The organism is uncultured Sphingomonas sp. (assembly GCF_964243315.1).
Classification (GTDB): domain Bacteria; phylum Pseudomonadota; class Alphaproteobacteria; order Sphingomonadales; family Sphingomonadaceae; genus Sphingomonas.
On sequence record NZ_CAXTEM010000039.1, the window covers coordinates 1 to 26,202 of the forward strand.

Sequence of the window (26,202 nt, forward strand, 5' to 3'; positions counted from 1 at the left end):
TCGAGGTCGTCGACGGCATTCCCGACGGCGGCAAGATCGCCCAGCTGGCGGGCGTGCCCTGCGCCTTCACGCCAGATTACGCGCCCGAGGAGATGTTCGAGATTGCGAACAAGCTTTACCAGAAATCCAGATAAGCCGATCGATCGCCGTCGGAGGTCCATCCTCCGACGGCTCCCCATCCAATCAGGCGACCCGATGCGGCGACCGCATCAGCCCGCCCGCTTCGACGTCAGCCGCAGCAGGCGGCCACCCGACCCGTCCTCCAGCAGCCACACTGCGCCGTCGGGCGCCGCCATCACCGTGCGGATGCGGTTGCCCATGTCCCAGCGCTCGGCTTCCTGCGCCTCGACGCCGTCGAAGGCGACTCTCACCAGCGCGGTCGCAGCGAGCGCGCCGATCAGTGCGGATCCGCGCCATTCCGGAAACATGTTGCCATTGTAGAAGGCTAAGCCGGCAGGCGCGATCACCGGGTTCCAGTACAAGGCAGGCTTGGCGAACTCGGGGCGGGTCTCCGGTCTCGGGATCGGCATATCGTCATAGTTCGACCCGTAGCTCACCAGCGGCCAGCCATAATTCTTGCCCGGCTCGATCAGGTTCAGCTCGTCGCCGCCCTTCGGTCCCATCTCGGTTTCCCACAGCCGTCCCTGCGCGTCGAAGGCGAGGCCATATTGGTTGCGGTGGCCGCTGCTCCATATCTCCGCAGGCGCTAGATTGGGGGCGGTCAGCGTCACCTGTCGTTTCGGCGCGCCGGCGGCGGCTCCGGTATTCTCGGGCGGGTCGATGACGCCGATGGTCGCTGCGCCGACCTTCCCCGCACCAGGGTTGCCCGGGGCCGGCTTGCCGTCGAGCGTCAGGCGTAGGATCTTGCCGACCGCCTGATCGGGATCCTGCGCGGGGGTCATCCGCATGCGGTCGCCGGCGGTCAGGAACAGGTGGCGCCCGTCGGGGGCGAAGGCGATGTAGCCGCCGAACTGCCCGCCCGCACCGCGCGGCAATTGTCGCCAGATCACCTCGACATCGGCGAGCGTGGGCTTGGCCGCCGTTACGTCGAGCGTCGCACGGGCAAGCGCCAGACCGTCGCCGCCCTCGCCCGGTTCGGCATAGGTGAAGTAGATCCGTCGATCCGTCGCGAATGCAGGGGAGGTAGCGACGAACAACAGGCCGCCCTGCCCGTCCTCATGCACCGCCGGCACTCCGCTCACCGGCGTCTTGCCACCGCCGGGTGTGACCAGCCAAAGCTTCCCCGCCTTTTCCGTGACGAGCATGCGACGGTCCGGCAGGAACGCGAGCGCCCATGGATCCTCGAAGCTGGCGATCGCGGCGACATTGAAGGGCTTCGCGCCGGACGGCTTGCGATCGCCGAAATTGGCGGGCTCGGCGGCGGACTTCTTCGCGGACGGCTGGGTGGCGATGTCTTTTCCACCACAGCCCGCCAGCGATGCGGCCGCGGCCAACGAGAAGAGGCAGTTGCGGATCATCGGCTATCCTGATGCTTGTGGATGAGTGAAGAGCCAGCGCTCGATCGAAGACGTCTCAGCGGTGCCCGGACGAACCGACGGGCCGGCACGCAACGCTCGCTCAAATCAGCACGCTCAAGAGCAGCGTGAAGATCAGTCCGAAAATGCCGACCAGCGTCTCCATAACGGACCATGACCGGAACGTCTCACGCAGCGTCAGACCGAAATATTCCTTGAACATCCAGAAGCCCGAATCATTTACGTGGCTGCACATCAGGCTGCCCGCCCCGATCGCCAGCACCATCAGATTGGGGTCGACACCACCCGCCGCGACCAGCGGCTGGACGATCCCCGCAGCGGTCAGTCCGGCGATCGTCGCGGAGCCGAGCGCGATGCGGATGACCATCGCCAGGCCCCAGCCCAGCACCAGCGGCGGCAGGCTGAGCCCGCCCAGCCAGCCCGCGAGCGCCGCATCGGCACCGCCATCGACGAACACCTGCTTTAATGCCCCCGCACCCGCCACGATCAGCAGGATGCCGGCGATGTCCTTCACCGCCTCCGCGCTGCCGCCGGACACTTGTGCGAGCGGCATGCCGCGCATCACCCCCAGCACCAGCATCGCGACCAGCAGCGACACCAGCATCACCACGACCGGGTTGCCGCCGAACGCGATCCAGCCCTTGGCCGCGTCCGATAGGCCCGACATCGCCAGCAGCGCCGTCGTTCCTGCCAGCAGCACGACCGGCAGCAGCGCCACCGCGAAGCTCGCCCCCGCGTCGGGCGGGTCGACCGGCGGTGCATCGACGTCGGCCCGTGCGGCGGGCTGCGGTCGCGCGGTCATCCCCCGCAGGCTGCGCGCGAACAACGGCCCCGCGATCAGCAGCGTCGGCACGCCGACGATCGCGCCGTAGATCAGCGTCCAGCCGATATCGGCCTTGAACAACCCGACCAGCGCGGTCGGGGAGGGATGCGGCGGCAGGAAGCCGTGCGCGATCGACAGCCCCGACAGCATCGGGATCGCAAGATAGACGGTGGGCAGGCCCGATCGCGCCGCCACCGAAAGGATCAGCGGCACCATCAGCACGAAGCCGACATTGTAGAATAACGGCACACCGACGATGAACCCTGTCGCCGCCAGCGCGAGCGTGATCGATCCGCGTCCGACCGCGCCGATCAGCGTGTCCGCGATCTGCTTCGCCGCGCCGCTGTCCGCGATGATCCGGCCGAACATCGCACCCAGGCAGAGGATCGCGGTGAGCGAGCCCAGCATATCGCCGATGCCCTTGGTGATCGATCCGGCGATGGTGTCGAGCGGTTGGCCGAGCAGCAGTGCCGCCGCCAGCGCCGCGAGCAGGAACGCGACGAAGGGATGCAGCTTCGCCACCGAGATCAGCGCGATCAGAAGGCCGACCGAGAACAGGACCGCGACGATCGTCATGACAGGAAACTCCGGGTCGCCGCGACCGCGTCACGCGCCGCGTCCGATGTATCGCACCTCACGCCACCGCCGAACGAAAAGGTCGAGAAACGATCGACGTGAAAAGGATGCGCGCTCACGGAATCTCCAGCACCAGTCGCCAGCGATGGCACGGATCATCATGAGGACGCAATGCCCGGCGCCGCGCCGGACAGCTGTCAGCTCTACGGATCTACGAGCCCGATGCCAGCCGCTGCAAAGCCGATCGGCGACGTCCGAGCGCTGCTGAGCCCCTTGCTACAGCGACCGCCGCGCAACCTTCCACGCCGGCTTCGTCCCTCCCAACACGCAGCAGATCGATAGCCACGGACGACGAACAGCTCGCGAGCAGGATCGGCGAGGTGGAGACCGGCATGTCCAGCGCGTACCGATGCGCGATCCCGACGCCGCGTGCCTGCCACAGCGCGCGATAGGCCGCCAGGGTCGGCGCATAGTGCGGCCTTCCCTCCGAAACGAAGCCGGGATCGACCACCATGATCGGCCGACCGGCGCTCGTTGCGATCGCGTCGAACAGCGCGCCGTAACGGCCCGCCTCGGCGCCTTCGTCGATCGGCGGGTAATAATAGCGGCGCGCGATCGCCCCCGCTCCACCCATCAGCAATGGGACGCCCGCGGTCAGTAGAAGCACCGTCGCCGCCAGCCCGGCGTGGCGCCCGTCGCGCGCGAGCACGGCCCGGGCTCGATCGAGCGCGACATGGATCGTGATCGCGGCGGCGATCGCCATGAACGGCACAGCCGTCAGGATGTAATGATCGAGCTTGGATGCAGCGAAGGAGAAAACGACCAGCACGCCAACGACGATGCAGAGCGAGAAGGTCAGCACCATTCGCTGGCGATCCGTCGCGAAGATCCAGGCCAGGGGCGCCAGCACCAGCAGCGGCGTGGCGGCGAAATAGCCCGCGTGCAGCAGCCCCAGATAATAGGTCCACGGCTTGGGCGAGACCAGCGATGTCGCGAACCGACCACCCAGATCGTTCGCCCAGATCGCAGCGAGATACCCCGGCGACTGAACCTCGCGCAGCACCACGAACCCGACGACCATTGCCGCCACCGCCGCTGCGGTCAACGCGTAGCCCGGCGACCGCAGCACCCGCCGCCAGCGTCCGCTGACGATCGCGTACAGCGCGAGCCCAACCCCGGGAACCAGCGCGGCGACGCTCTTGGTTAAAGACGCACAGCCGATCGCCACCCCTGCAACGGCGAATATTCGCCAGCTCGGGCGGGGCCGATGGAGCGCAAGGAACAGCAGGAAAAGATAGGCGGTGACGAAGAACAGCAGCAGTGCGTCATAGTCCGCGGTGCGCGTACTATGTTCGCCGAAATAGGCCGGGCTCGCCACCATTAGCACCGCGCTCAGGCCAGCGGCCGAGAGCGAACCGGACCCCCGGCGCACCAACCCGAACACCAGCAGGATCGTACCCAGCCCCGCGATCATGCTCGGCAAACGCAACGCCCAGAGCGAGGGGCCGAATGAATCGACGCTCGCCACCATCAGCCAGATCAGCAGCGGTGGCTTGCTGTTCCACAGATCCGGTGCGCCGCCATAGGTGGTGACCAGGCCGAGACCGTCGCGCTGCATCTCCAGCGCGTTGACGATGTTGCGCGATTCGTCCCACAACCTGATCGGCATCGTCGCGCGATCGACGAACAGAAATGCCGCCGCCAAAACGACGAGCAACGCCGCGACCACCACGTCCCGCCGAACCACAGTTGCTGCAGGGGCGCGGCTATGGGAGCCGAAAAGCGAGAGCGCAGCCATCCTCCCCGTGGTGAGCGGCAAATCTTACCATTTCGCTAACCACGTCATGTGATGACACCTACCCCGAGTCAGACCGGCGACACCCCCCGCTACCGCGAAGCGACCTTCGGCGCTGGATCGATCGCGGTCAGATAGCCGAGGATCGCGGGCACGTCGCGGTCCTCGATGTCGGCGTGGTAGACCTCGCGCATCTTGGTGATCGTGGCCTGCCATTGCGCCGCGGTCAGCGGCGGCTGGTTGAGCACCATGCTGGTCGAATGGCACGCGGTGCAGTTCGCGTTGATCGCGTCCGCAGCGGCGCCGCCCGCGAACCGCGCCTCGTCGATCGGCATCGCCACGGCGGTCGACACCAGTGCGAACCCGCCGCCCGCCACGCTGCTCGGCGATGCCGCAGCTCGCGCAGGTGGCGGTGGCGGAACCCGGTGGTCGGGCGTTCCGATCGCGGTCAGCATCACCGCCGCGCCGCCGATGACGACCACGCACAAGGCGCCGAGGCTGAAGCTCTTCATGTCGATCCCCTCACGCGATCACGATGTCGGTGGCTTCGATCACGCCGCGCATGAAGCCGCTCGGGTTCCAGTTGGCCACCGTCGGCTGCGCGACCCCTGCGCTGTTCCAGCATCGCGACAGCAGGGTCGCCCGCCCGCGTCCACGCAGCGGCACCTCCGCATCCCAGCGCCTGAAGCCATAGCGCCCGCGATCGGGCCCGAGCACCGCGCGCTGCCAGCGCCGCCCGCCATCCGCCGATACCTCGACCCGCGCGGCCCCGTGGTCGCCGCCCATCGCGATGCCGCCGATCGGGATCGTCGGGGTGAAGCCGATCGTCTGCCCCGGCGCCAGGCTCGTCACCCAGCTGCGTGGAACCATTCGGTTGATCGGCACGCTCGGGAAATCCTTGGTGCCGGGCGCGACGTTCGCACGCGGCGCGGTTGGGATCTTGTACGCCTTCGCCATCCAATATTGCTCGTCCGCGCCGGTCAGCACCTCGATGTCGTCGAGCATCTTGACCCAATAGGTCGAATACCAGCCGGGCACGACCAGCCTGATCGGAAAGCCGTTGAGCAGCGGCAGCTGTTCGCCGTTCATCGCGAACGCCAGCATCACCTCGCCGTCGCGCGCATGATCGATCGCCAGCGTCTTGGCGAAGTCGGGCGCTCCCGGCGTCGCCGGTCGATCGAGCCCGGCGAACCGCACCGCGGTCGCTCCCGCGCGAACCCCGGCGAGATCGAGCAGGTCGCGCAACCGCACCCCCATCCACCGCGCATTGCCCATCGCGCCGTGCCCCCATTGCGCGCCGGGCACCCGCGGCGCGAAGAAGCCGCGCGAATTGCCCGAACACTGGTTCACCGCCGCCAGCTCGATCCGCGGCATCCGCAGCAATCGCGCGAGCGACAGCGACAACGGCCGACCGACCGCGCCGCGGATCTTCAGCCGGAACTTCTCGACATCGATCGCGGTCGGGATATCGGCGTAATGCCAGCGCACGAAGAACTGGTCGTTAGGCGTGAACACGTCCCGGTCGAACACCGCCATCGGCGTTTCGAGCAGCGGCGGCGTCGCGCGCTGCAGGATCATGCTGCCCTTGCCCGGAAACGCAGTCGTCAACGGTCGCTCGTCGCGCGCACCAAGGAAGCCCAGCCGCGCGAGTTGCTCCGCCAGCGCCGGCGCCGCGAGCGTCGCGCCGCCGAGCCCCAGCCCGCCGAAGCCCAACCCCGCAAGCACGCGCCGGCGGTCCGTCGCGATCGCGAGCGCCCTGTCCAACCGATCCATCAGTCCGCCGCCGGGTTGAGCTTGTCCTCGGTCCGCGTGAGGAAGTCGCCCGCATCGTGGCGCTCGCGCAGCTGGCTCGCGGGATCGCCCATCACCCGGTTGACCATCCGCCCGCGCTGCACCGCCGGCCGCGCGCCGATCGCGTCGGCCCAGCGCTGGACATGCTTATAGTCCTGCACCTGGAGAAACTCGCCCGCCTCGTACAGCAACCCCTTGGCCATGCCGCCATACCAGGGCCACACCGCGATATCGGCGATCGTATAGTCGGCGCCGCCGAGATACTCGCTCTCCGCCAGCCGCCGGTCGAGCACGTCGAGCTGGCGCTTGGCCTCCATCGCGAACCGGTCGATCGCGTACTCGATCTTCGTCGGGGCGTACGCGTAGAAATGGCCGAACCCGCCGCCGAGATAGGGGGCGCTGCCCATCTGCCAGAACAGCCACGACAGGCACTCCGCCCGCGCCGCAGCTTCGGTCGGCAACAGGACGCCGAACTTTTCGGCAAGGTACATCAGGATCGCGCCCGACTCGAACACCCGCACCGCGGGGTCGCCGCTGCGGTCGAGCAGCGCCGGAATCTTTGAATTGGGATTGATCGCGACGAACCCGCTGCCGAATTGGTCGCCTTCGTTGATCCGGATCAGCCACGCGTCGTACTCGGCCCCCGTGTGACCGAGCGCGAGCAGTTCCTCCAGCATCACCGTCACCTTGACCCCATTGGGCGTCGCGAGCGAGTAGAGCTGCAGCGGGTGCTTGCCGACCGGCAGTTCCTTGTCGTGAGTCGCGCCCGCGATCGGCCGGTTGATCGCCGCGAAGCGTCCGCCGCTTTCCTTGTTCCAGGTCCAAACGCTCGGCGGAACATACTCTGCTTGGTCGGTCATGATGTGCTTTCCGGTTGGGCGGGGCTATTCGCCGGGCCGATAGGTGCGTTCGACATGCCCGGCGAGATCGGCCGGCGTCAGGTAGATGGGGCGCAGCTTGCCGCCCGCATAGCGATCGATCTGGTCCGCGAAATGCGACGAGCCCGGATCGCCGCTCTGGCCTCCCGCCATAACCGCCCAAGCCCGCGGCGTCGGGCCGAACGACACCACCGCGACGAAGCTGTTGCCGCTGGTGCCGTAATAGCGTCGCGTGTTCGGATAGGGCTTCGCGCCGAACGACGCCAGCGAGCCCCATTGCGCCGAGGTGAAGGGCACCGGCGTGCTCGGCCGGCGGTCATCGAAATGCGGCTCGATCGCGCCGTCGAGCCGTTGGAACCGGTTGATCTCGCCCCACGGAACCCGCCAGCCGCCGAAGTCGCGGCGCAACGTCGCCACCACTTCCGCCAGTGCCGCGAGCTTGGCCTCGGCGCTCACCCGCGTCGCGATGTAATCGGGCACGTTGAGCCCCGCCGCCCGCGCCGCCGGACCGACTTGCCGCCACAGCGCATCGCCCCAGACTACCGCCAGCGCCGTCGGCGTTGACGTTGCCGACCAGCGGTAATCCCACCCCTTCAGCAACGCGATCGGCGCGGCCAGCGCGCCGCGCCGCGGGTCGGCCTCGGGCAGCGCGGCATGTGCCGCCACAAGCTGCGGGATCAACACCGCAAAGGCCGGCAGATAGCTGTCATACGCCGCCGTCATCAGCCGTTCGGCGGTGAAGTCATGCCGATCCTTCAGCAGCAGCTCGGCATGCACGCCGCGCGCATTCTGCCCCGCGCCATCCATGTAGCGCGGGAAATCCGCGGCGCGCGGGCTGTTCGCACCCGCTGCGGTCCACGGCCAGTTGTTGGTGTTGACCACATAGCCCGACCGTGGCGCCACCGCCTGCGGCAGGCTCGCAAGCGAATGCAGCCCGTGCCAGTCGGTCGCCGGATCCGCGCCGTCGACCGCATGCGTATAGTCGAAGCGGTCGTCGCGACGCGGCACGAACTGCGGATGCAGATAGGCGATCCTGCCCGCCGCATCGGCGAGGATCGTCGCGTTGGACGAATTCGCCTGCCGCGCCGACACCTTCACGAACGACGCGACGTCCTTCGCCTTGGTCCTGAGCCAGCTCTGCTCCAGCGCGGCGACCGGCCGCCACATCAGCGCGGTCGCGATCCAGCGATCGCCCCGCGCCGCGACGATCGGCCCGTGATGCGTATGCAGAATCCCAAACGAGCGGGTCGCCAGCCGGCCGTCCGGGGTACGATAGGCGATCGTCACCGGCCGCTGGGTTACCGGCCGCAGCGCGCTGCCATAGCGATAACCAAGCTGCGCGTTCCGCTTGGACACGATCGTCTCGGCGAACTCGTCGACCGCATCGACTCCCGACGACGTGTGCATCCACCCGATCAGCGGATTGAACCCTTGGTAGACGAAGAACTGCCCCCAGGTCGACGCGCCATAAGCGTTGAGCCCTTCGCCGCTGCGCATCTGCACCTCGCTGCGAAAGTAGAAGCTCGTATGCGGGTTGATCAGCAGCAAGGTTCGGCCATCGGCGGTGTTGGCGGGCGCGATCGCGATGCCGTTCGACCCGCGCGGCTCCTGCGGCACCATGCCGAGCTCCACCGCCGTCGGCGCTACCCTGGCGTTGCCGTAAAAGGCCGCAAGCTCGGTCAGCGAAATCCGCTCGATGTCGCCGCCGATGCTGCCCTCGGTGAACGACAGGGCCATCCAGGGCTCGAACCGGGTCAGCACCCGTGGCTTCACCGCCGGATGCGTCGCAAGATAATGGTTCAGCCCGTCCGCCCACGCCGTCATCAGCGTGCGCAGCCACGCCGGGCTGGCGCGATACTGCGCCTGCAGCACCGCGGGATCGACGAACAGCCGCTGCCGCAGATCCTGCCAGATCATGCTTTCCCCTTCCGCCTCGGCGGTGCGGCCGAGCGCGGTGAGGTAGTTGTCCTCGATACGCGGGAAATCATCCTCCGCCTGCGCATAGATCGCGCCGAACACCGCATCCGCATCGGTCTTGCCGGTGACGTGCGCGATGCCGTGATCGTCACGCACGATCGTGACGTCGCGCTTCGTATCGGGCGCGGCGATCGCAGGCGTCGCCAAGGCGACGAGGATGAAAAGCGGAGCCCGGTGGATAGCCATGCGCGCAAGGCTAGAGGTCGTCCGCGGTCGCGACAAGGCGGCGGTTGTTGCGCCGCATGACAGTTTCTGTTTCACCCGGTCGATGCAAGATTACGCCTCGCTGCTCCTGCCCGATCGCGGCCAACCCGCCCGCACGATCGAGATCGTCACCGCCGACACGCTGGACGGCTGGCTCGCCCGGCAACCCGCATCGACCCGCGCCGCCCTTGCCGGCCAGCGCTTCACCGCCAAGCCGGGGACCCACGCGATCATCGCCACGGCCGACGGCTGGAGCGTGGTCGCGGCGATCGGGGACGACGCCTCGCCGTGGTGCCTCGCGACCCTCGCGGATCGCCTGCCCGAGGGCAGCTACCGCGCGCCGGGGGCGGAGCGCGGCGCGCTCGGCTGGCTGCTCGGCCAATACCGGTTCGACCGTTACCGCGAGCCCGACGAGGTGGGCGCGCGCGTCCTGCTCACCGCCGACGCCGCCGCGATCGACGAAACCGTTCGCCTCGCCGCCGCAACCGCGTCGGTCCGCGACCTCGTCAACACCGGCGCGGGCGACCTCGGCCCCGCCGAACTAGAGGCCGAGGCCGAGGCGCTGGCGAAACGCCACGGCGGCACCGTCACCACCACGCGCGGCGACGCTCTCGCGCAAGGCTATCCGATGATCCACATCGTCGGCCAGGCCGCGAGCCGCGAGCGTGCCCCGCGGCTGATCGAGCTGGAATGGGGCGACCCCGCGCACCCGCGTGTCGCGATCGTCGGCAAGGGCGTATCGTTCGACACCGGTGGGCTCGACATCAAGCCGTCGTCGGGCATGCGGCTGATGAAGAAGGACATGGGCGGCGCCGCGCACGCGCTCGCGCTCGCCGGGCTGGTGATGGCCGCGCGGCTGCGGGTCCGGCTCCACGTGCTGATCCCCGCCGTCGAAAACGCCATCGCCGGCAACGCCTTCCGCCCTGGCGACGTGCTGCCGAGCCGGCTCGGCCTGACCGTCGAGAACACCAACACCGACGCCGAGGGCCGGCTGATCCTCGGCGATGCGCTCGCGAAGGCGGCGGAAGGCGATCCGTCGCTGGTCCTCGACTTCGCGACGCTGACCGGCGCCGCCCGCGTCGCGCTCGGCCCCGATCTCCCACCGCTCTTCACCGACGACGACGCGCTCGCCGAAGAACTGCTCGCCGCCGGAGTCGCGGCGGAGGACCCGCTGTGGCGCATGCCGCTCTGGGACGGCTATGACGACATGCTCAAGTCCGACATCGCCGATCTCGTCAACGCCCCCGACGGCGGCTTCGCCGGCGCGATCACCGCCGCCTTGTTCCTACGCCGCTTCGTGCCCGCCGGTATGTCATGGGCGCACATGGACGTCTTCGCCTGGCGCCCCACCGCCAAGCCCGGCCGCGCCACGGGCGGCGACGCCTACGCCCTACGGGCGACCTACGCCGTGCTGAAGGCGCGCTACGGCGGCTGATCGCAACATCGCGAAAGCTCCACCGTGCTCCTGCGAACGCAGGAGCCCAGGGCCACGGCCGTCGCCCAACGTAACCCTGGTTCCTGCGTTCGCAGGAACACGAGCTGGTAAACCGCTCCGACCCTACAACCCAGCCGCGCCCTCGATGATCGGCACGAACTTCGCCGCGGTCAGGCTCGCACCCCCGACCAGCGCGCCGTCGACATTCTCCAGCGCCAGGATCGATGCCGCGTTCGCGCCGGTCACCGATCCACCGTACAGGATCCGGATCCCGTCCGCGCGGTCGCCGATCAGCATCCGCAGCTTGGCGCGCGCGATCGCGTGGATCGCGGCGATGTCGTCGGGGGTTGGCGTGCGCCCGGTCCCGATCGCCCAGCGCGGTTCGTAGGCGAGCGTCAGCCAGCTACCATCGGCATCGTCGGGCACCGACTTCTCGATCTGCGCCTGGACGATGCGCTCGGCGCGATCGGCGTTGCGCTCCGCCTCGGTCTCGCCGCAGCACAGGATCACCAACAGCCCCGCACGGTGCGCGGCGGCGGCCTTCGCCCAGGCATCGTGGCTCGTCTCGTGCTGGTCGGCGCGACGCTCGCTATGCCCGACGATCGCGAACCGCGCGCCCGCCTCGCGCACCATCGCCGCGGACACGCAGCCGGTGTGCGCGCCGCTGTCCGCCTCGTGCACATCCTCGGCACCGATCGCGAGGGTTGGAACCCGCTCCGCCGCCGCGGCGATCAGCGTGAAGGGCACCGCTACGCCAACATCGACCTGCGGCGCCGCGCCGGCTGCCGCTGCGATCGCATCGAGCTCGGCTAGGCTCGCCCGGTCCCCGTTCATCTTCCAATTGCCCGCTACCAGCTTGCGCCGCGCCATCGCCATCCCCCACCTGTTTCTTGCCGACGGCGATGCAGCGCGCCACGCTTGATGGCAAGCCGCCCTCCCCCTAAAGCAGCGCCTTTCCTCGTCCCTGCGATCGGCCAGTCATGCTCACCTTCTTCCGCCGGATCATCAATTCCAAGGCCGGCGTGGTCGTCACCTTCGTCGTGCTCGGCGTGATCGCGCTGGCGTTCGCGGCGGGCGACGTCACCGGCTTGCAGAACAGCACCGGCAGCGTGAGCAGCAACAGCGTCGCCAAGGTCGGCAAGGAATCGGTCACCGCGATCGACTTCAAGTCCCGGGTGAGCGGCGCGCTGGAGGGCATCCGCCAGCAACAGCCGACGATCGACATCACCCAGTTCATCGCGCAGGGCGGGTTCGAAGGCGTGCTCGATCAGATGATCAACAGCCTGGCGCTTGCGCAGTTCGGTCGCGACCAGGGCATGTTCGTCAGCAAGCGCGCGGTGGACGGCGAGATCGCGAGCATCCCCGGGCTCCAGGGTCCGACCGGCAAGTTCGATCCCGCGATCTACCAGCGGCTCCTCGCCCAGCGCCGGCTGACCGACGCTCAGGTCCGTACCGATATCGAGCGCGACGTGCTCAGCAGCCAGCTGACGCTGCCGACGGTCGGCGCCTCGCAGGTGCCGCTGCAACTGGCATTGCCCTATGCCTCGCTGCTGCTCGAAAAACGCGCCGGGCAGATCGGCTTCGTGCCGATCGCGGCGATGGGCGCCGGCGCCGCGCCGACCGCTGCCGAACTCGACACCTTCTACCGCCGCAACATCGCGCGCTACACCGTGCCGCAGCGGCGCGTGATGCGCTATGCGCTGGTCACCCCCGCGATGGTCGCCGCTAAGGCGGTGCCGACCGATGCCGAGATCGCGCAGGCCTACAAGACCGACGCCGCCAAATACGCTGCCGCCGAGAAGCGCACCATCAACCAGGTCGTCGTCCTCGACCAAGCCGGCGCCAACGCGATCGCCGCGCGGGTGAAGGCCGGCACCAGCGTCGCCGACGCCGCACGGGCCGCGGGGCTCGAGGCATCGACGCAGACGTCGGTCGACAAGGCGACCTATGCCGGCACCACCTCCGCCGCAATCGCCGACAGCGTCTTCGCCGCCGCGCGCGGTGCGGTGGTCGGCCCCGTGCGCGGTCCGCTCGGCTGGACGGTCGCGCAGGTCGGCGCGATCGAGCAGGTCGCGGGCAAGTCGCTGGCGCAGGCGCGTGGCGAAATCGTCGCCGCTCTTACCACCCGCAAGCGCGCGGAGGCGCTCAGCGCGCTGCACGATTCGATCGACAGCGCGCTCGCGACCAGTGCGACCTTCGACGAACTCGTCGCCGACCAGAAGCTCAGCGCGGCGACCACGCCCGCGCTGATCGCCGCGGGCACCGACCCCGAGAACCCGGCGTTCAAGCTCGATCCCGCCCTGTCGCAGATCGTGACGGCGGGCTTCCAGAGCCAGGAGGGCGACGCGCCACAGCTGGTTCAGACCGGCACCGACGGCAGCTTCGCGCTCGTCGCGCTCGGCCGCATCGTCCCCGCCGCGCCGCGCCCGCTGGCGCAGGTCCGTGACGCGGTCGCGCGCGACTTCGCCGGCGACCGCGCGCGCAGCGCGGCACGCCTGCTCGCCAACACCATCGTCGCCAAGGTCAATCGCGGCACTCCGCTCGCGCAGGCGATCGCTCAGGCGGGCGTTCCCCTGCCCGCGCCGCGGCCGCTCGGCGCGTCGCGTCTGGACCTCACCCAGAACCGCGAGGGCGCGCCCCCCCCGCTAGCACTGATGTTCTCGATGGCGCAGGGCACCGCCAAGACGATCGAGTCACGCGGCGCGACGCCGGGCGAGGCGGGCTGGGCGATCGTCAAGCTCGACCGCATCGATCGCGGCAACGCCGCTAACCAGCCGCAGATCGTCAACGGCGCACGCGGCAGCATCGCCCGCCTGGTCGGTCGCGAATATGCCGAGCAGTTCGCGCGCGCGGTCCGCACCCAGGTCGGCGTAAAGACTGATCCCGCCGCGCTCTCGCGGGTTCGCGGCGAACTGACCGGCGCTGCGGCGCCGGCCAACTGACGCGGCGATGAGCGACGCGCAGGCGGCCCTCGCGGCCGGTAAGCCCGGCTTCGTCTGGCGCTGCCAGGTCGCGGACACCGAGACGCCGGTGGCCGCGGCGCTGAAGCTGATCGAGCCCGGCCGCGGCGATTTCCTGCTCGAATCGGTCGAGGGTGGATCGACCCGCGGGCGCCACAGCCTGATCGGCCTTGCCCCCGACCTCGTCTTCCGCGCGCAGGGCGCGCAAGCCGAGGTCAATCGCGACTGGATGTACGATCGAGACGCGTTCGTACCCGCCACGCAGCCGACGCTTGCCGCGCTCCGGGCACTGGTCGCCGAGTGCCGCGGGGATGTTCCGGCCGGCCTGCCGCGTGCGCTCTCCTGTCTGGTCGGCTATTTCGGGTACGAGACGGTCGGCCTGGTCGAGACCCTGCCCCAGCCCGCGGCGGATCCGCTCGCGCTTCCCGACATGATCTTCGTCCGGCCGACCACGATCCTCGTCTTCGACCGTCTCGCCGACGCGCTTTATTTGGTCGCGCCGGTCTGGCCGACCGAGGGCGCCGATCCCGCTGCGCAGGTCGCCGCCGCCGAGGAGCGACTCGACACCGTCGCGGCCCGCCTCGCGGGAACGCCGGTGCCGGCACCGGTCAGCGCACTCGCGACCGCCACCGAATACACCCCGGCTCTACCCGCCGGTCGCTATGGCGAGATGGTCGCCACCGCAAAGGACTACATCCTCGCGGGCGACATTTTCCAGGTGGTGCTCGCGCAGCGGTTCAGCGCGCCCTTCGCGCTCCCGCCCTTCGAACTCTACCGCTCGCTTCGCCGAATTAATCCCTCCCCCTTCCTCTACCACCTCGACCTCCCCGGCTTCGCGCTGATCGGATCGAGCCCCGAAATCCTGGTCCGGGTCCGCGACGGCCGCATCACGATCCGCCCGATCGCAGGCACCCGCCCCCGCGGCCACACCGCGGCGGAGGACGACGCCAACCGCGAGAGCCTCCTCGCCGATCCCAAGGAACGCGCCGAACATCTGATGCTGCTCGATCTCGGCCGCAACGATGTCGGCCGCGCCGCCGCGCCGGGCAGCGTCCAGGTCACCGACAGCTACGGCGTCGAACTGTACAGCCACGTCATGCACATCGTTTCCAACGTGGTCGGCGAGCTATCCCCCACCCACGACGCGCTGGACGCGCTATTCGCGGGCTTTCCCGCCGGCACGGTGAGCGGCGCCCCCAAGGTGCGCGCCTGCCAGATCATCGCCGAACTCGAATCCGAACGCCGCGGCGCCTATGCCGGCGGGGTCGGCTATTTCTCGCCCGACGGGTCGATGGATTCGTGCATCGTGCTCCGCACCGCGGTGGTGAAGGACGGCACGATTCACGTCCAGGCGGGCGCCGGCATCGTCGCCGATAGCGACCCCGCCTCCGAACAGCGCGAGTGCGAGGCTAAGGCCGGCGCAATCCTGGCGGCTGCGCGCGAAGCGGTACAGCGGGCGAGCGCAGGGAAGTTCGGGCAATAACGAGCTAAACTCCGCCCCGTCAGGGGGAGCATAGGAGTTCACGGCACTCTTGTCGCCGCGCCTTGCTGCGCACGGCGCTCCGCCGCCCAAGCCTTGTTCGTCGCAAGCGCGCAACCGCTCTGCCCACCGGTCCCGACGGGCGAGCATGTGTCGGGCAATCCGCCCGCGACGCGCCCCACCTGGTCCATCGTCGTGGTCCGGTTCACCCAGCTCTGGTTCTGTGCCTTGATCGGCGCATCGTCGCGGAATTGCTTGGGGATCCGATAGGGCTGGTCCAGCGTCGAACAGACCACGATGTCACTGTCGGTGCTTGCGGGACATTTCTCCCCTGCCTTCAGCGTCACGCTGCGGATCCGCTGCGGCGCGGCGCCGCTTTCCGCCTGCACCGGGGCCTGGCTCTGCGCCGGCGCGACACCAGGCAGGGCGATGAGCACAGCGATCAGCAGCGGACGAAACATCATGATCTCCTTAGATGAGACCAAACGTCCGGCATCGCGCATGGCTCCACGCTGAACGACGCGCGCGTCGCCGGTAACAGGCGTTGCGCCGGACCCGCCATCGGCTATGGCGCTGCGATGATCCTGGTCATCGACAATTACGACAGCTTCACTTGGAACCTGGTCCATTACCTGATGGAACTGGGCGTCGAGGTCGAGGTCGTCCGCAACGATGCGATCTCCGCGGGACAGGCGCTGTCGTCGGGGGCCGAGGCCTTCCTGATCTCGCCCGGCCCCTGCACCCCGACCGAAGCGGGGGTATCGCTGGATCTCGTCGCCGCCTGTGCCGATGCCGGCCGGCCGCTGCTTGGCGTGTGCCTCGGCCATCAGGCCATCGGGCAGCATTTCGGCGGCAAAGTCGAACGCGGCGGCCTGATGCACGGCAAGACCTCGGCCTTGGTCCATGACGGCACCGGCGTGTTCGCCGACCTGCCCTCGCCCTTCACCGCGACCCGCTATCACTCGCTGATCGTCAACGACGTCGCCGCACCGCTGCTGGTAAACGCGCGGACCGAGGACGGCATCGTCATGGGCTTCCGCCACGCGACGTTGCCGATCCACGGCGTGCAGTTCCACCCCGAGAGCATCGCCACCGAACACGGCCATGCGATGCTTGCCAACTTCCTGCGCGCCGCCGGCATCTCGACGCGCGAACCCAACGGCGTTGCCGCGTGACCACGCTCGCCCTGCTGCCGGGCACCGAGACCCCGCTGTCGCGCGAGTCCGCCGCGCTCGCGTTCTGCGACATCCTCGACGGCCGTGCGAGCGAGGAGGCGATCGCCGGCTTCCTGACCGGGCTGTCGGAGCGCGGCGAGACTTCGATCGAGATCGCCGAAGCCGCGCGGGCGCTGCGCGCGCGAATGATCCCGATCGACGCGCCCGCGGGCGCGATCGACGTCTGCGGCACCGGCGGCGACGGTCACCACACCCTCAACGTCTCGACCGCGGTAGCGCTTGTGGTGGCAGCCTGCGGCACACCCGTCGCCAAGCACGGCAACCGCGCGGCATCGTCGAAGGCTGGCGCCGCCGACACGCTTGAGGCGCTCGGGCTCGACATGGCGATCGCCGGCGCCACCGCAGAGGCGAGCCTGCGCGATCTCGGCATCGCCTTCCTGTTCGCGGCCAATCACCACCCCGCGATGCGTCGGATCACGCCGATCCGGCAGCGGATCGGCAAGCGCACCATCTTCAACCTGATGGGCCCCCTCGCCAACCCCGCGGGCGTAAGCCGCCAGCTGATCGGCATCGCTCGTCCCGATTATGCGAGCCTCTATGCCGAGGCGCTCGAACGGCTCGGCACCGTCGCCGCCTTGGTCGTGTCCGGCGAAGAGGGACTCGACGAACTGTCGGGCGCAGGTCCGAGCATCGCGGTCACGGTGGGCGCAGTGCCGCTTCCCGCGCAGATCACCCCCGAGGACGCGGGCCTGCCGCGGCACCCGATCGCGGCGATCCGCGGCGGTGATCCCGCCTACAACGCCGCGGCACTCCGTGCGCTGCTCGATGGCGCGCACGACGGCTACCGCGACGCGGTACTCCTCAACGCCGCAGCGGCGTTGGTCGTTGCCGGCGCGCAGACCGACCTTCGCATTGCCGCCCAAGCCGCCGCCGCCGCGATCGACGATCGCCGCGCGGCCGACCTCCTCGATCGCTGGATCGCCTACCGATGAACGTGCTCGCCCGGATCATGGAAACCAAGCGCGCCGAAGTCGCCGCGCGCAAGGCGACGACTTCGCTCGCCGATCTGGACGCGGGCATCGCCGCGCGCAGCAAACCGCGCGGCTTCCGCGCCGCACTCGACGCGCGTCAGGGCCACGCCCTGATCGCCGAGATCAAGAAGGCCAGCCCGTCAAAGGGCCTGATCCGCGCCGACTTCGATCCGCCCGCGCATGCCCGTGCCTACGAAGCCGGCGGCGCGGCGTGCCTGTCGGTGCTGACCGACGAACAATGGTTTCAGGGTGCGGACGACTACCTCACGGCCGCGCGCGATGCGGTAGCGATCCCGGTGCTGCGCAAGGACTTCATGGTCGATCCCTGGCAGATCACCGAATCGCGCTCGATCGGCGCCGACGCGATCCTCATCATCGTCGCCGCGCTCGACGACGCGCAGATGAAGGAGATCGAGGCCGCGGCGCTGGAATGCGGCATGGATGCCTTGATCGAGGTGCATGACGAGGCCGAGCTCGATCGCGCGCTGAAGCTGAAATCGCGGCTGATCGGGGTCAACAACCGCGACCTTCGCGATTTCACCGTGGATTTCCAGCGCACCTACGACCTGATCCGCAAGGCGCCCAAGGACTGCACCTTCGTCGCCGAAAGCGGGCTCACCACCCGCGACGATCTCGACAAGATGGCCGCACAGGGCGTGCATTGCTTCCTGGTCGGCGAATCGCTGATGCGCCAGGACGATGTCGAGGCGGCGACGCGCAGCCTGATCGGATGACCCGCCTCACCCATCTCGACGACGCCGGCGCCGCGCACATGGTCGATGTCGGCGCCAAGCAGCCGACCGCGCGCGAGGCGATCGCCACCGGGCGGATCACGATGACGCTCGAAGCCCTGACCGCGATCCGGGACGGCGCCGCGACGAAGGGCGATGTCGTCGCGGTCGCGCGGATCGCGGGGATCATGGCGGCGAAGCGTACCAGCGAGTTGATCCCGCTCTGCCACCCGCTGCCGCTCAGCCGCGTCGCTGTCGACCTCGCCTTCGACAAGACCGGGATCGTCGCCACCGCGACCGCCAAGACCGACGGCAAGACCGGGGTCGAGATGGAGGCCCTGACCGCGGTGTCGGTGACGCTGCTGACGATCTACGATATGGCCAAGGCGATCGACAAGGCGATGGTCATCAGCGAGGTCCGGCTGCTCGCCAAATCGGGCGGCAAATCCGGAGACTGGACCGCCCCCGCATCGTGAGGTGACCGGCTCCCCAGGTGGAGAGCCGGTCCTCCACCCTCAGGCGAACGCCACCCGGACCGACGGACGCCGCGCACCGCGCACCGCCCCGCCGATCAGCGCGAAGCCGAGGATCATCATCGCCCAGGTCGCGGGCTCCGGCACCGCCAGCGCGAATTGCCGGTTGATGTCGTTGTACAACGCCTTCTGCACCGCCGCGGTCGGATGAGTGCCGTCGAACGAAAAATAGCCGGTACAGGCCGGAAAGGCATTGGCGCCGCGACAGGTGCCACGATCGGGTCGAGTGGCGTCGGGCAGGATCAGCGGCTCGGGCAGGCCAAACGCGCTCGGGTCGGCCTGCAATCGCCCGAAGAAATCGAGATAGCTGAAGCGGAACAGCGTCGTGTCACTCGTCAGGTTCTGCCCCGAAAGCGCCTCGGTCAGGTACGTCTCGGCCTCGAACGATGCCGCCAACCCCGCCCCGGTCGCGACCGGGAAGCCGGTGATCAGGATGTTGCGCGCGCCGAGCTGATTCAGCCTGGCAACCCCGCCGGCATAGGTCGTCGCCGCCGACTTCAGGAAAGCGCTGTCGCTTTCGAACCCGGCCGGCGCGCCCGCAGCAAGCGTGGCGAAGACGTCGTTGCCGCCGAAGTTCAGCACGAACAGCCCATTCGGATCGACCTTCCCGCCGCTGCTGAGATAGTTGTCATAGGCGACGAGTTGTTCGAGCAGGTCGGGCACTTGCGACGTGCTCGTCGCGCGTGCGCCACCGAAGGCGAAGTTGGTGCCGCCCAGCGATGACGCGCGGGTTGGCGTTCCGAACAGGTCGATGCTGAGCAGATCGGTATAGTCGTAGCCGTTGGTGAAGCGGCCTTCGAAATAGCCTTGCGCCGGATTCGCCCCCAAACCCAGCGCACGAATGTTGCCGGCATCGACCAGACTGTCGCCAAATACCGTCAGCGAGCTGTAATTCGGCGCGGCCTCCACGGTCGCCGGCACGCTCGCGGCGGCACTCGCCAGGCACAAGCCCAGCGTCATCTTCCAGTTCATCGACCCTATCCTCGTCTATTTTTATGGTAAACGGATCGTAACACTTCGCTTGAAAAGAAGTAAATGAGTCGTTGGTGTACCATGTGCGGTAATCTCGCGCGTCGAAGGACCGCTCCTCTGCGCTCCGGCAAAGGCGAGACTTCTGCGCCCCGTTCCTGTTCTCCCGCGAAGGCGGGAGTCCCGGGTTCCGATAGACTCAGACGTTTGTTTTGCTTGACCCTGCGTCCCCGCCTGCGCGCGGACACGGCCTGCATGGATGTTCGATCCGCGCTTCGCGAACGCCCTACATTCCGGACACGAACCTGATCGTCGTTCGTAGACCGCCCGAGCCGAACCGTTCATGCCAGAGAAGCACATGCCCAGCCCCAGCAACACAACCGCCCCGCTCGTCCCCGTCGCGGAAGCGCAGCAACGCCTCTTCGCCGCCGCCTCCCGCGTCGGCACCGAGTCGCTCCCGATCAGCGACGCCGGCGGCCGTTGGGCCAGCGCCGACGTCCACGCGCGGCGGACCCAGCCCGCGGCGGACCTGTCGGCGATGGACGGCTATGCAATCCGCTACGACGACCTGCCCGGCCCGTGGCATGTGATCGGCGAAAGCGCGGCCGGGCAGCCCTACGCCGGTACGATCGCCCCGGGAGAGGCTGTCCGCATCTTCACCGGCGCAGCACTACCGGTCGGCGCCGACGCGGTGATGGTGCAGGAGGAGGCACGCCGCGACGGCACCCGCCTCATCCTCGACGGCGAGGGCCCGACCCGCCGCGGCGGCAACGTGCGCCGTCGCGGGCTCGACTTCGGCGAAGGCGACCGCCTCATCCGCACGGGCGATCGGATCACCCCCGCGCGCATCGCGGTCGCGATCACCGGCGGCGTGGCGGAGCTTCCGGTCCATCGCCGCATCCGTGTCGCGATCGCCGCTACCGGCAACGAGCTGGTGCCCCCTGGCGCGCCGCTCGACCCGCTCTCCCTGCCCGAAGGCAATTCCGCGATGCTCGCAGCGATGCTGGCCGATCTCCCGGTCGAGATCATCCGCCTTGGGATCCTTGCCGACGACCTCGCGACACTGACCACCGCGTTCGCGACAGTCGACGTCGATCTGCTCGTCACCACGGGCGGCGCGTCGGTCGGCGATCACGACCTGGTCCGCCCCGCGCTCGAAGCCGCAGGCGGCGTGATCGACTTCTGGCGGATCGCGCTCCGTCCCGGCAAGCCGATGATGGCGGGGCGGTTGGGCGAGGCGATGGTCCTTGGCTTGCCGGGCAATCCGGTTTCGGCCTTCGTCACCGCGACACTGTTCGTGCGCCCGTTGATCGCGCATCTGGCCGGCGCCACCGATCCCTTGCCGCCCACCAGCCACGCGCTACTGGGGGAGGACCTCGCCGCGAACGGTCCGCGCACCGATTATCTGCGAGCGGAGATCCGCGAAGGGCGCGCCTATGCCTCGACGATCCAGGACAGTTCGATGCTGCTGACATTGGCGCGTTCGACCTGCCTGATCGTCCGCGAGGCGGACGCCCCGCCGGCCTCGGCAGGCGACTCGGCGGAAATCCTCGTCATCGCTTGACGACGATCGATATGTTCCATAGAAGTTCTGCGTCTGTTCTGGACGGAGAATTGTCATGCTCACGCGCAAGCAGCACGAACTCGTCTGCTTCATCAACGATCGCCTCGACGAGACCGGCATTTCGCCGTCGTTCGAGGAGATGAAGGAGGCGCTCGACCTCAAGTCGAAGTCCGGGGTTCACCGGCTGATCTCCGCGCTGGAGGAACGCAACTTCATCCGTCGCCTTCCCAACCGCGCCCGCGCGCTGGAAGTGCTGCGGATGCCCGAGCGCCCCGAAAAAGTCGCCCGCGCGAAGCCCGCCCCCGCTGCGACGACGCCGCCGGCCAACGTGCGCGCCGTCCCGCAGCCCGCGAACGACGTAGTCGAGATTCCGCTTCACGGCCGGATCGCGGCCGGCGTGCCGATCGAGGCATTCGAGGGCAGCGCGATGCTAGCGGTTCCCGCCGCGCTGCTCGGCAACGGCGAACATTACGCGCTCGAGGTTTCGGGCGACTCGATGGTCGAGGCCGGGATCCTCGACGGCGATTACGCGCTGATCCGCCGTACCGAGACCGCGCGTGACGGCGAGATCGTCGTCGCGCTGATCGAGGACAGCGAAGCGACGCTCAAATATTTCCGTCGCGAGGGCGCGATGATCCGGCTCGATCCCGCCAATCGCGCCTATGATCCCCAGCGCTATCCCCCCGCGCACGTCCGCGTCCAGGGTAAGCTCTCGGGTATACTGCGCCGCTACGACTGACACGCTTCAGCACCGGCGGATGACGCCACGGATGGCGGTCGGTCTCGCTCAGGACGGTGATCGACCGGCCCGACGCGAGCGTCAGCGCGATCCCGCCGGTCCCGCGTAGCATCGCCCGGTCGAGCCGCAGCCAGCGCGGGATGCAACGGCGCGGCAGGCCGCCTTCGCTGATCACGATGTCGGCGGTGCGACGCCGCGAGCAGTTCAGTACGCGGCACGGGATAGCCGCTGCGCAGCGCCAGGATCCGCCATTGGCGGCCCGCCGCGTCAAGATCGACCAGGCACAGGTCGCGGCTGCACCGGGCGTCCGGCTGGTCCGCCAGCAGCAGCGGTTCGCCGTCGACGCCACCATTCTCCGCAAGCGTCGACCGCGTATAGTCGCCCGCACGATCGCGCAGGATCGCCAGCCCGGCATGCGTGCGCACCGCGACATGTCGGCCATCGCCGGTTACGAGCACATCCGGCGGTGGCGTCACGATCGCCCAGGCCGCGCCCACCGCCAGCGGGATCAACCCGAGCCGACGCCAGCGAGTCCGCCACAGCGCCAGCCAAAGCCCGCCGATCACCATCGCCGCGAACGCGCCGTCGGGCATCGCGGGCAGCGCCGCGACCGATCCCGGCGCAGCGGCGACGGCGTGCGCCAGCCACAGCAGCAAGGCGATCGCCTGCCCCGCCAGCCACCACAACGGCACTCCGATCCCTACAGAATCGAACAGCAGCGCCGCCGCCTCCAGCGGCATGATCACGAACGTGGTCAGCGGGATCGCGACGATGTTCGCCGCCGCGCCATAGATGCCCGCCTTGTGGAAATGGTAGACCGCGATCGGCATCAGCGCGATCTCGACCGCGACGCCCGTCAGCAACAGCGCTCCCAACCCTCTCGCCACCCGCCGCCCCAGGTTCTCCTCGTGCGGCTCAAAGAATGCGCGGACCGGCGGCTGGTCGTGGATCGCGACGATCGCGGTGATCGCGGCGAACGATAGCTGAAAGCTCGGCCCCGCCACCGCCTCGGGCCAGGCGAGCAGCACCACCGTCGCGCCGACCGCCACGAGCCGCAGCGTCATCGCCTCCCGCCCCAGCGCGAGCGCGACGAGCACCAGCAGCGCCGCCACGCAGGACCGGATCGTCGGCACCTCGCTCCCGGTCAGCAGGGTATAGCCGATCGCCGCGCCCGCCCCCGCCAGCGCGCCGATTAAGGGGATTCGCGCATGCAGCGCCAGCCACGGGCTCAACGCCAGCAGCCGCGCGACCAGCACCATCGTCGCCGCCACCACCGCCGTGATGTGCAGCCCGCTTACCGACAGCAGGTGCGCGAGCCCGGCCCGCCGCATCGCCTCGGCATCCGCCTCCTCGATCGCGCCTTCGTCGCCGGTCGCCAGCGCCGACGCGATCCCGCCGATGCTGCCGTCGAGCCGCCCGGTGATGTGCGCGGTGAGCGCTGCCCGCGGCCCCCCGCCCGCCTCGCCGCCGCGCTCCATGACGACCGGCGCGAAGCCGCGCCCCGTGGCGCCGATCCCCCCGAACCACGCTACCCGCGCGAAATCATAAGCGCCGGGCACCGCCGGCTGCGGCGGCGGCATCAAGCGCGCCCGCAACCGGATCGTCGCGCCCCGCACGGCGCCCACGGGCACGTCGCCCTCCGCCAGATTGACCCGCACGCGCCGGGGCAGCTCGGGGCTCCCGACCGGCGCCACCGTCAACCGTACCAGATCGCGCGCCGCCAGCGGCTCCACCTGCTCGACGCGCGCCGAAAACGCCGCGATCGTCGGCCCGGCCAGCACCGGCGCCGCGACCCGCTCTGCACGCCACCAGATCAGCCCCAACCCGATCGCCGCACACAAGGCCGCCACCGCCATGACGCGCGCCGCTCGGCCTGCACCGGTCGCCGCCACACCGGCAAGCCCCAGGGCAGCGAAGCCGCTCCCCGCCGCCGCCCAGGCCCGTGCATCAGGCAGCACGAACCAACAGGCCACGCCGCCCCCGATCGCGACCGGGATCCATAGCGGCAACTGCTCGCGCTCCGCCTCCAGCAGCCGCTCGACCGCCGCCCGCGCATGCCCCCACGCGGTTTGTCCCCGCCCGGGGTGCATGCTAGGGGCCTCGACGGCTGTTTCGGCCAACATGAATCGAACATTGGGAGCACGTCCGGTTGGGCGCAACGAATGATAGCGACGTAGGTATTCGCCCTAGGTCGGACACCGTGGTCACCCGGTTCGCGCCATCGCCGACCGGTTACCTCCATCTCGGGGGCGCCCGCACCGCCTTGTTCAACTGGCTGTTCGCGCGGCATCATGGCGGCAAGTTCCTGTTGCGGATTGAGGACACCGACCGCAAGCGCTCCACCCAGCCCGCGATCGACGCGATCCTCGACGGCATGGCGTGGCTCGCGCTCGAGTCGGACGAGCCGCCGGTGTTCCAGTTCGAACGCGCCGCCCGCCACGCTGCGGTCGCGCACGAGATGATCGACCGCGGCCACGCCTATCGCTGCTACATGACGGCCGAAGAGATTGCGGCGATGCGCGCCGAGGCCGAAGCTGCCAAGAAGCCGCTCCGCATCCGCAGCCCCTGGCGCGACCGCGATCCCGCGACAGCGGTCGCCGATGCACCCTATGTGGTCCGGCTGAAGGCACCGCTGGAGGGCGCGACGACAATCGAGGACCGCGTCCAGGGCAGCGTCACGGTGCAAAACGCCGAGCTAGACGACCTGATCCTGCTGCGCTCGGACGGCACGCCGACCTATATGCTCGCGGTGGTGGTCGACGACCACGACATGGGCGTGACCCACGTCATCCGCGGCGACGACCATCTCAACAACGCGTTTCGCCAGCTGCCGATCATCAAGGCGATGGACTGGCCCGAACCGATCTACGCGCACATCCCGCTGATCCACGGCACCGACGGCGCCAAGCTGTCGAAGCGCCACGGCGCCGTCGGGATCGAGGCGTATCGCGACGAACTCGGCATCCTCCCTGAAGCGATGGACAATTATCTCCTCCGCCTCGGCTGGGGTCATGGCGACGACGAGATCATCAGCCGCGCGCAGGCGGTCGAATGGTTCGATCTCGGCGGCGTCGGCAAGTCGCCGTCGCGTTTCGATCTCAAGAAGCTCGAGAACCTCAACGGCCACTATATCCGCGAAGCCGACGACGCACGGCTCGCCGCGCTGGTCGCCGGCATCGGCGGTTTCGAGGGCGCGGAGTCGCTGGCTTTGCTGCAGCGCGCCATGCCGTCGCTCAAGCCCCGCGCCGCCAATCTCAACGAGTTGGCGAGCGGTGCGGCGTTCCTTTTTCAGGCCCGCCCGCTGGGGATCGATCCTGCCGCCGCCGAGTTGTTGACGGGCGAGGCACCGACGACGCTGGCGGCTGCGCACGCCGCGCTTGACGCGGTGCACCACTGGGATACGGAAGCGCTAGAAGCTGCGGTACGGCAGGTTGCGGACGAACGGGGCCTCAAGCTCGGGCAGGTCGCACAGCCGCTCCGCGCCGCACTCACCGGGCGCAAGACCTCGCCCGGCATCTTCGATGTCCTCGTGCTGCTCGGGCGCGAGGAAAGCCTCGGTCGGATCGCCGATCGCATGGCCGCCTGACAGGAAGGACGATTGACATGACCGACGCCGCGAAACTCTCCCTGGGCGGTAAGGATTTCGAATACCCGGTCATGTCCGGCTCGGTCGGGCCGGACGTCGTCGACATCCGCAAGATGTACGCGCAGACCGACGCCTTCACCTATGATCCGGGCTTCACCTCGACCGCGAGCTGCCAGTCGAAGCTGACCTATATCGATGGCGACAAGGGTGTCCTGCTCCACCGCGGCTATGCGATCGGCGAGCTGGCGGAACAGTCGACCTTCATGGAGGTCGCGCACCTGCTGCTGAACGGCGAGCTGCCGAACCAGGACGAACTCGACACCTTCACCTATACGATCAGCCGCCACACCATGGTGCACGAACAGCTCGCGACATTCTATCGCGGCTTCCGTCGCGACGCGCACCCGATGGCGGTCCTGTGCGGCGTGGTCGGCGCGCTGTCCGCCTTCTATCACGACT

The 26,202-nt window shown here is 69.1% G+C and carries 20 protein-coding genes and 3 pseudogenes; 11 read left to right on the top strand and 12 right to left on the bottom strand.

Translation table 11 applies throughout. The features are described 5' to 3' along the window. Positions 1 to 209 precede the first annotated feature (209 nt). The 7 genes from ACFE77_RS11400 to ACFE77_RS11430 form a co-directional block, all read right to left on the bottom strand. On the bottom strand, positions 210 to 1,478 hold the full coding sequence (locus ACFE77_RS11400; RefSeq protein ID WP_375421761.1) for a PQQ-dependent sugar dehydrogenase: 1,269 nt from the start codon (positions 1,476 to 1,478) through the stop codon (positions 210 to 212). A gap of 100 nt (positions 1,479 to 1,578) precedes the next feature. Next, entirely contained in the window at positions 1,579 to 2,895 is a 1,317-nt protein-coding gene (locus tag ACFE77_RS11405) for a gluconate:H+ symporter (protein WP_375421762.1), read from the bottom strand. Between the two features lie 211 nt (positions 2,896 to 3,106). Further along, positions 3,107 to 4,642 (bottom strand): ArnT family glycosyltransferase, encoded by a 1,536-nt coding sequence (locus ACFE77_RS11410; RefSeq protein ID WP_375421763.1) that lies wholly within the window; start codon positions 4,640 to 4,642, stop codon positions 3,107 to 3,109. 140 nt (positions 4,643 to 4,782) lie between these two features. After that, on the bottom strand, positions 4,783 to 5,202 hold the full coding sequence (locus ACFE77_RS11415; RefSeq protein WP_375421764.1) for a hypothetical protein: 420 nt from the start codon (positions 5,200 to 5,202) through the stop codon (positions 4,783 to 4,785). Between the two features lie 10 nt (positions 5,203 to 5,212). Then, on the bottom strand, positions 5,213 to 6,463 hold the full coding sequence (locus tag ACFE77_RS11420) for a molybdopterin-dependent oxidoreductase (protein WP_375421765.1): 1,251 nt from the start codon (positions 6,461 to 6,463) through the stop codon (positions 5,213 to 5,215). Then, on the bottom strand, positions 6,463 to 7,341 hold the full coding sequence (gene yghU / locus ACFE77_RS11425; RefSeq protein WP_375421766.1) for a glutathione-dependent disulfide-bond oxidoreductase: 879 nt from the start codon (positions 7,339 to 7,341) through the stop codon (positions 6,463 to 6,465). The genes ACFE77_RS11420 and yghU overlap by 1 nt, the downstream gene beginning before the upstream one ends. 24 nt (positions 7,342 to 7,365) lie before the next feature. Then, positions 7,366 to 9,522, bottom strand: coding sequence for a penicillin acylase family protein (locus tag ACFE77_RS11430; RefSeq protein WP_375421767.1), 2,157 nt, complete (start codon positions 9,520 to 9,522; stop codon positions 7,366 to 7,368). 82 nt (positions 9,523 to 9,604) lie between these two features. On the opposite strand from ACFE77_RS11430, the gene ACFE77_RS11435 reads away from it, so the two are divergent. After that, a complete protein-coding gene (locus tag ACFE77_RS11435) occupies positions 9,605 to 10,975 on the top strand; it encodes a M17 family metallopeptidase (RefSeq protein ID WP_375421780.1) in 1,371 nt (456 codons plus the stop codon). A 123-nt stretch (positions 10,976 to 11,098) separates the two neighbouring features. On the opposite strand, the gene tpiA is transcribed toward ACFE77_RS11435, so the two are convergent. Next, the gene (gene tpiA / locus ACFE77_RS11440) at positions 11,099 to 11,845 is read right to left on the bottom strand and encodes a triose-phosphate isomerase (protein ID WP_375421768.1); all 747 of its coding nucleotides are present in this window, start codon (positions 11,843 to 11,845) and stop codon (positions 11,099 to 11,101) included. Positions 11,846 to 11,955: 110 nt separating this feature from the next. Here tpiA and ACFE77_RS11445 point away from each other — a divergent pair, with 110 nt between their 5' ends. Together ACFE77_RS11445 and trpE are read left to right on the top strand one after the other, a co-directional pair. Then, entirely contained in the window at positions 11,956 to 13,917 is a 1,962-nt protein-coding gene (locus ACFE77_RS11445) for a peptidylprolyl isomerase (protein WP_375421769.1), read from the top strand. Between the two features lie 7 nt (positions 13,918 to 13,924). Continuing rightward, positions 13,925 to 15,418: an anthranilate synthase component I gene (gene trpE / locus ACFE77_RS11450; protein ID WP_375421770.1), complete on the top strand. Its 1,494-nt coding sequence runs from the start codon at positions 13,925 to 13,927 to the stop codon at positions 15,416 to 15,418. A 38-nt stretch (positions 15,419 to 15,456) separates the two neighbouring features. On the opposite strand, the gene ACFE77_RS11455 is transcribed toward trpE, so the two are convergent. Beyond that, positions 15,457 to 15,876: a hypothetical protein gene (locus ACFE77_RS11455; RefSeq protein ID WP_375421771.1), complete on the bottom strand. Its 420-nt coding sequence runs from the start codon at positions 15,874 to 15,876 to the stop codon at positions 15,457 to 15,459. 117 nt (positions 15,877 to 15,993) lie between these two features. Between ACFE77_RS11455 and ACFE77_RS11460 the strand changes: the two genes are divergently transcribed. The 4 genes from ACFE77_RS11460 to moaC are packed head-to-tail and all read left to right on the top strand — an operon-like array spanning position 15,994 to position 18,828. Continuing rightward, positions 15,994 to 16,590 (top strand): anthranilate synthase component II, encoded by a 597-nt coding sequence (locus ACFE77_RS11460; protein ID WP_375421772.1) that lies wholly within the window; start codon positions 15,994 to 15,996, stop codon positions 16,588 to 16,590. Then, complete coding sequence (gene trpD, locus ACFE77_RS11465) at positions 16,587 to 17,582, top strand: anthranilate phosphoribosyltransferase (RefSeq protein ID WP_375421773.1); 996 nt, start codon at positions 16,587 to 16,589, stop codon at positions 17,580 to 17,582. The genes ACFE77_RS11460 and trpD overlap by 4 nt, the downstream gene beginning before the upstream one ends. Beyond that, the gene (gene trpC, locus ACFE77_RS11470) at positions 17,579 to 18,355 is read left to right on the top strand and encodes an indole-3-glycerol phosphate synthase TrpC (RefSeq protein ID WP_375421774.1); all 777 of its coding nucleotides are present in this window, start codon (positions 17,579 to 17,581) and stop codon (positions 18,353 to 18,355) included. The genes trpD and trpC overlap by 4 nt, the downstream gene beginning before the upstream one ends. Beyond that, positions 18,352 to 18,828: a cyclic pyranopterin monophosphate synthase MoaC gene (gene moaC / locus ACFE77_RS11475; RefSeq protein WP_375421775.1), complete on the top strand. Its 477-nt coding sequence runs from the start codon at positions 18,352 to 18,354 to the stop codon at positions 18,826 to 18,828. The genes trpC and moaC overlap by 4 nt, the downstream gene beginning before the upstream one ends. Before the next feature lie 39 nt (positions 18,829 to 18,867). Here moaC and ACFE77_RS11480 read toward each other — a convergent pair. Beyond that, positions 18,868 to 18,975, bottom strand: a pseudogene (locus ACFE77_RS11480) (PEPxxWA-CTERM sorting domain-containing protein); the annotation flags it as partial. Between the two features lie 33 nt (positions 18,976 to 19,008). Further along, positions 19,009 to 19,857, bottom strand: a pseudogene (locus ACFE77_RS11485) (SGNH/GDSL hydrolase family protein); the annotation flags it as partial. Between the two features lie 355 nt (positions 19,858 to 20,212). On the opposite strand from ACFE77_RS11485, the gene glp reads away from it, so the two are divergent. Together glp and lexA are read left to right on the top strand one after the other, a co-directional pair. Next, positions 20,213 to 21,418 carry a gephyrin-like molybdotransferase Glp gene (glp, locus tag ACFE77_RS11490; RefSeq protein WP_375421776.1) on the top strand — a complete coding sequence of 402 codons (1,206 nt, stop codon included), beginning with the start codon at positions 20,213 to 20,215 and terminating at the stop codon, positions 21,416 to 21,418. A 55-nt stretch (positions 21,419 to 21,473) separates the two neighbouring features. After that, a complete protein-coding gene (lexA, locus tag ACFE77_RS11495) occupies positions 21,474 to 22,157 on the top strand; it encodes a transcriptional repressor LexA (protein ID WP_375421777.1) in 684 nt (227 codons plus the stop codon). Positions 22,158 to 22,182: 25 nt separating this feature from the next. Here lexA and ACFE77_RS11500 read toward each other — a convergent pair. Further along, positions 22,183 to 24,247: pseudogene (locus ACFE77_RS11500) on the bottom strand (ComEC/Rec2 family competence protein); the annotation flags it as partial. A 110-nt stretch (positions 24,248 to 24,357) separates the two neighbouring features. Here ACFE77_RS11500 and gltX point away from each other — a divergent pair. Further along, positions 24,358 to 25,743, top strand: a complete 1,386-nt coding sequence (gene gltX / locus ACFE77_RS11505; protein ID WP_375421778.1) for a glutamate--tRNA ligase — start codon at positions 24,358 to 24,360, stop codon at positions 25,741 to 25,743. 17 nt (positions 25,744 to 25,760) lie between these two features. Continuing rightward, positions 25,761 to 26,202 (top strand): citrate/2-methylcitrate synthase (locus ACFE77_RS11510; protein WP_375421779.1); only part of this gene is annotated, 442 nt, incomplete at its 3' end.

Coding starts and splice junctions, on each gene's coding strand:
- ACFE77_RS11400 (WP_375421761.1), bottom strand. CDS start 1,478: ATGATCCGCAACTGCCTCTTCTCGTTGGCCGCGGCCGCATCGCTGGCG.
- ACFE77_RS11405 (WP_375421762.1), bottom strand. CDS start 2,895: ATGACGATCGTCGCGGTCCTGTTCTCGGTCGGCCTTCTGATCGCGCTG.
- ACFE77_RS11415 (WP_375421764.1), bottom strand. CDS start 5,202: ATGAAGAGCTTCAGCCTCGGCGCCTTGTGCGTGGTCGTCATCGGCGGC.
- ACFE77_RS11420 (WP_375421765.1), bottom strand. CDS start 6,463: ATGGATCGGTTGGACAGGGCGCTCGCGATCGCGACGGACCGCCGGCGC.
- yghU (WP_375421766.1), bottom strand. CDS start 7,341: ATGACCGACCAAGCAGAGTATGTTCCGCCGAGCGTTTGGACCTGGAAC.
- ACFE77_RS11430 (WP_375421767.1), bottom strand. CDS start 9,522: ATGGCTATCCACCGGGCTCCGCTTTTCATCCTCGTCGCCTTGGCGACG.
- ACFE77_RS11435 (WP_375421780.1), top strand. CDS start 9,605: ATGCAAGATTACGCCTCGCTGCTCCTGCCCGATCGCGGCCAACCCGCC.
- tpiA (WP_375421768.1), bottom strand. CDS start 11,845: ATGGCGCGGCGCAAGCTGGTAGCGGGCAATTGGAAGATGAACGGGGAC.
- ACFE77_RS11445 (WP_375421769.1), top strand. CDS start 11,956: ATGCTCACCTTCTTCCGCCGGATCATCAATTCCAAGGCCGGCGTGGTC.
- trpE (WP_375421770.1), top strand. CDS start 13,925: ATGAGCGACGCGCAGGCGGCCCTCGCGGCCGGTAAGCCCGGCTTCGTC.
- ACFE77_RS11455 (WP_375421771.1), bottom strand. CDS start 15,876: ATGTTTCGTCCGCTGCTGATCGCTGTGCTCATCGCCCTGCCTGGTGTC.
- ACFE77_RS11460 (WP_375421772.1), top strand. CDS start 15,994: ATGATCCTGGTCATCGACAATTACGACAGCTTCACTTGGAACCTGGTC.
- trpC (WP_375421774.1), top strand. CDS start 17,579: ATGAACGTGCTCGCCCGGATCATGGAAACCAAGCGCGCCGAAGTCGCC.
- moaC (WP_375421775.1), top strand. CDS start 18,352: ATGACCCGCCTCACCCATCTCGACGACGCCGGCGCCGCGCACATGGTC.
- glp (WP_375421776.1), top strand. CDS start 20,213: ATGCCCAGCCCCAGCAACACAACCGCCCCGCTCGTCCCCGTCGCGGAA.
- lexA (WP_375421777.1), top strand. CDS start 21,474: ATGCTCACGCGCAAGCAGCACGAACTCGTCTGCTTCATCAACGATCGC.